The following is a 3686-nucleotide window of genomic DNA, read 5'->3' on the forward strand; positions in this document are numbered from 1 at the left end:
GGTCCGGGAATAGGATCGGTAGGACCGGTAGGTAACTATGCTTTCATTCCAATGGCCGGTAAATGGGTATTATCATTCCTGATGCTGCTGGGCCGCCTGGAGCTTTTTACCGTACTTATCCTTTTTTCAGCGGCATTTTGGAAAAAATGAGACCCCTCTGCTGAAAATAGTATATTTGTGTTGAATAATAACAAGGCCATTCCATGCCAGCAATCTCAGTAGTTATCATCACTTACAACGAAGAAAGAAACATCGAAAGATGCATACGTTCTGTAGAAGGCGTGGCCGACGAGATCGTGGTGGTTGATTCCTTTTCAACCGATAAAACCCAGGAAATTTGTGAAAAATATCAGGTCCGTTTCCTGAAAAACAAATTTGCCGGCCATATAGAACAAAAAAACTTTGCCATTACTCAGGCTACCAATCCGCATATACTCTCCCTTGATGCTGATGAAGCCTTGTCGGAAGAACTCAGGCAATCCATCCTGGAAGCAAAAAAAAACTGGCAGTATGACGGATATTATTTTAACCGGCTTACCAATTATTGCGGAAAATGGATAAAGCATTGCGGCTGGTATCCCGACCGGAAACTCAGGCTTTGGGACTGTCGTAAGGGATCGTGGCAGGGGATAAACCCTCACGACAAATTCGTTCTTCAACCCGGTTCAACAGATCATTACCTGCGGGGAGACCTTCTGCATTACTCATTTTATACCATTGACCAGCATATGGATCAGATCAACAAGTTCTCCACCATCAGGGCAAAGGAAATGCACCGCATGGGACGAAAAGCCTGTTATCTGACCATGTGGTTCAGTCCTATCCTGAAATTCATAAAAAGCTATTTCCTGAATCTGGGGTTTTTAGATGGCTTCTATGGATATGTCATCTGCCGGAACTCGGCTCATGCCAACTTCCTGAAATATGCCAAGCTCAGGGCCATTGAAAAAACCCAGGAAAAAGCCCCGGCCCCATGAGGATCTGTTTTGTAAACACCAATAAGGACTGGGGAGGTGCAGAGAAATGGCACCTTGAAATGGCTGTCCACTTATCGTCCAAAGGGCATGATGTGCTGGCGCTGGTCTATCCCGCCAGTCCCCTGTTTCAAAAGCTAAAGAAAAACGGGATTTCATGCATTCCGGTGAAATCAGGAAACCTGGGCTTCCTTAATCCATTCAGGATAGCCACTTACAAGCGTATCTTCAAAGAATCCTATACCGAAACCGTAATCCTGAATCTGCCTTCCGATCTTAAAACTGCCGGAAAGGCTGCCCGGAAAGCAGGTGTTAAACACATTATTTACCGAAGAGGAAGCGCCATACCCATAAGGAATACCTGGCTGAACCGCTACATTTTCAGCCATTACGTTGATTTTATAATCACCAACTCGAAGGAAACCGGTCGTACCATCCTGAAAAACAACCCGGCACTCTTTGATCCGGAAAAAATAAAAGTGATCTACAACGGTATTGACCTTACATCCCTTGACAACAGGATAACCAAGGAACTTTTTCAGAAACAGCAGGAACAAATCCTCCTGGGAAACCTGTCGAGGCTGTCGCACCAAAAAGGGCTGGGATACCTTATTCAGATCGCAGGATTGTTGCGTGACAAAGGATTAAATTTCCATCTGTACCTTGCCGGTGATGGTGAACTAAAAAATGAGCTCCAGGAACAGGTAAGACGAATGAACCTTGCAGACCATATAACTTTTTTAGGGTTTGTTGAGGATACAAAGTCATTTTTGAATTCTATCGACATACTGTTGGTCACCTCAATTTGGGAAGGATTCGGGTATTCCATCGCAGAAGGTATGGCTTGCTCAAAACCGGTGGTAGCATTCGATATCAGCAGCAATCCCGAACTAATTACTGATAATGAAACCGGGTATCTTATCGAACCATTCGACATAAAAGCATTTGCAGAGAAAACCATAAAGCTTGCCAATGACAAGATCCTGCGTCATACCTTCGGTAAAGCGGCAAGAATAAAGGTCGAAGAACAATTCGAGATATCACAGGCATTCAGGAGCCTTGAAAAGTTTGTATCTGAACTTTAGAGATTTTTAAAACTGGGTAATTACAGGTTAACCATCACTTCCATAAAGCAGTGCCATCCCGGCAGCGTCCGGAGGACCTGCCAGCGATGAAAAACCAGACCTGCTGGCGGTGAAAAACCAAATCTACTGGCAATGTATGCAAGTAAATGTTTTAGATTTTACCAGGAAATGGATTTTCCCCTTAAATTTGTTGAAGTTATTTCATTGACGAATTAAAAAGGTTAAACCATGAACCTTTCCATTTTGAAATCCAAAAACATCCTCCTTTACCTGTATTTATTTGGCATTGGACTGATGATCGCCTCCCTGCCCCTGTCGAAATACATTATGAGCGTAGCCCAGTTTGTACTGGGAGGAACGGTCCTGCTAGAATTTTATAAAGCCTCAGCCTTTATATCCATCCTGAAAAAAAGGCCACCGGAAGCCAGGATAGTATTGGCTCTGCCCCTGGCGCTTTTCCTATTCATTGAGGCATTTGTTTCTGTATTCAGGAAATTCCTGCGCAAAGAGAATTTGCCGGCCATCGTGCTTTCATCCATTTACCTCCTGCATCTTGCTGGACTGGCTCATACCAGTGATTATGAATATGCTCTTAAAGACCTCAGGATTAAACTCCCCATCCTTATTCTGCCCATCATCTTCTCCGTATCTGAACCTCTTAACGACAGGAGATTCCGGGCGATGCTTGGTCTCTTTGTCGCGGCTGTTGTTGCAGGAACTCTTATTTGTACAGCCATCCTGATAAAAGGTGAATATATCGACATTCGCGATATTTCGATTTTTATTTCTCATATCCGGTTCAGCCTCCTGATCGCCTTTGCAGTATTTATTCTGGCTTGGTTCATCTTTGGCAAGGAAAGGTATGCCCTCCTCTGGAAAGTCATTTTCACAGGAATAGCAATTTGGCTTGTGGTTTATCTGATCATTTCCGCTTCCTTCACTGGATTATCCATCCTGATAATAACATCTTTCTTTCTTCTCCTCGGATATATCTTCCGAAAAGGAAAATTATATCTTAAAGCTTCAGTGATCGGGCTTTTTATTATTGTTCTGGTTGGAGGATTCTTTTATGTGAGAAATATATGGCAGGATGTAAACCTTGTACATCCTGTTGACACGGAAACCCTCGACAAATACTCTGCTGCAGGTAATATTTACTGGCATGATTATTCCAGCGATGAAACGGAAAACGGTTATTATGTATGGCTCTATGTTGCCGATAATGAGCTTAAGGAGACATGGAACCAACGTTCAGGAATTGATTATGAAGGACTGGATAAAAACGGACAAATTCTGAAATTCACTCTGATCCGCTATATGACTTCCAAAGGTCTCAGGAAAGATGCGGAAGGATTAAAACAGATGAGCGATGCAGATATTGGTCATGTGGAAGATGGCATAGCCAGCGTGGTTTATCATGAGAATCCCCCTGTTTACGTCAGGATTTATAAGACTATCTGGGCTTATAATCGCTACCAGGTTACAGGTAATGCCAGCGGAAATTCCCTGCTTCAAAGGCTGGAGTATTGGAAAGCGTCTCTTGGAATAATACGCGGCAACCTGATATATGGTGTAGGTACAGGAGACTTGCCAGGTGCTTTCGAATCCCAGTATAATCAAATGAATA

At 43.3% G+C, this 3686-nt stretch carries 3 protein-coding genes; all 3 read left to right on the forward strand.

Annotated elements, in window-relative coordinates; genetic code table 11:
- Positions 1–203: 203 nt before the first annotated feature.
- Positions 204–977 (forward strand): glycosyltransferase family 2 protein, encoded by a 774-nt coding sequence (locus KKA81_08075; protein ID MBU2650877.1) that lies wholly within the window; start codon positions 204–206, stop codon positions 975–977.
- Positions 974–2059 (forward strand): glycosyltransferase, encoded by a 1086-nt coding sequence (locus KKA81_08080; GenBank protein MBU2650878.1) that lies wholly within the window; start codon positions 974–976, stop codon positions 2057–2059. Before KKA81_08075 ends, KKA81_08080 begins: the two co-directional genes overlap by 4 nt.
- 228 nt (positions 2060–2287) lie before the next feature.
- Positions 2288–3686: hypothetical protein (locus KKA81_08085; GenBank protein ID MBU2650879.1), on the forward strand; the 1399-nt coding region annotated here is incomplete at its 3' end.

The organism is Bacteroidota bacterium, assembly GCA_018831055.1.
Taxonomy (GTDB): Bacteria; Bacteroidota; Bacteroidia; order Bacteroidales; family B18-G4; genus M55B132.